At 39.7% G+C, this 1432-nt stretch carries 1 protein-coding gene; it reads left to right on the forward strand.

Annotation, left to right across the window (positions count from 1 at the left end; genetic code table 11):
* Positions 1 to 54: 54 nt before the first annotated feature.
* A protein-coding gene (locus BMI76_RS10430; RefSeq protein ID WP_180372845.1) for an IS3 family transposase occupies positions 55 to 1400 on the forward strand; the annotation gives its coding sequence in 2 pieces (ribosomal slippage) (positions 55 to 511 and positions 511 to 1400; 1347 coding nt in all).
* The last annotated feature ends 32 nt before the right edge of the window (positions 1401 to 1432 follow it).

Consider the following 1432-nt stretch of genomic DNA (forward strand, 5'->3'; position numbering starts at 1 on the left):
TGAACCGCACCCCAAAAGTTAGACGTAAAATCTAACGATTGGGGTGCTATTTTTATGAAATTAAGCTATGAAAGCAAGATTCAAATCTATGAGTTACGACAAATCGGAGAGTCAATTAAATCCTTATCCAATAAATTTAGTATTGCAGAATCCGATCTCAAATACATGCTTCGCCTGATTGATAGGTATGGGATAGCCATTGTTCAAAAAGGTAAGAATCGTTATTATCCTCCAGAGCTGAAGCAAGAGATAATAGATAAAGTCCTGATTGGCGGCCACTCTCAGAAACAAACATCCTTAGATTATGCTTTACCAAATTCTAGTATGCTTTCAAGATGGATAGCGCAATACAAGAAAAACGGGTATACTATTCTTGAGAAACCAAGAGGAAGGATACCTAAAATGGGACGTAAACCAAAGAAAACTTGGGAAGAAATGACAGAACTGGAACGCCTTCAGGAAGAAAATGAACGTCTACGTACTGAGGTGGCCTTCCTAAAAAAGTTAAAGGAGCTAGAGGAAAGGGACGAGGCTCTAGCGCACGAACGTCAGAAACAATTAGAGAGATGGTTCAAGGAGGATACCGACTAGACCTCTTACTTGCGACAGCTAAAATGCCTCGTTCCACCTACTATTATCAGGTGAAGCAACTGGATAAAGCTGACAAGGACAAAGCTATCAAGTCCGAAATCCAAGCCATTTACGATGAGCACAAGGGAAATTATGGTTATCGTCGGATTTACTTGGAGCTTCGCAATCGTGGGTTCTGTGTGAATCACAAGAAGGTTCAACGTCTGATGAAAGAAATGGGATTGGCTGCTCGTATCCGTCGTAAACGCAAGTATTCTTCTTACAAAGGCGAGGTCGGCAAGAAAGCTGATAATCTGATTAAACGTCAGTTTGAAAGTTCTCAGCCTTATGAGAAGTGTTATACAGATGTAACTGAGTTTGCTCTACCAGAAGGAAAGCTCTATCTATCACCTGTTCTGGATGGTTATAATAGTGAGATTATTGACTTCACCTTATCGCGATCACCGGACTTAAGGCAAGTTCAAACCATGCTTGAGAAGGCATTTCCAGCTAATCATTATGAAGGAACTATTCTTCATAGTGACCAAGGATGGCAGTATCAACACCAGTCTTATCATCATTTTTTGGAATCTAAGGGCATTCATCCTTCCATGTCTCGTAAAGGTAATAGTCCTGACAACGGGATGATGGAATCCTTCTTTGGTATCCTTAAATCTGAGATGTTTTATGGTTATGAAAAGACCTTCAAATCGCTAGACCAGCTTGAACGAGCCATCACAGACTATATTTTTTATTACAATCACAAACGCATTAAGACAAAATTAAAAGGATTTAGCCCTGTTCAATACAGAACCAAATCCTTTCAATAATAGTTCTTGTCCAACTTTTTGGGGTCAGTACA

It is taken from the genome of Streptococcus sp. 'caviae', from assembly GCF_001937065.1.
Taxonomy (GTDB): Bacteria; Bacillota; Bacilli; order Lactobacillales; family Streptococcaceae; genus Streptococcus.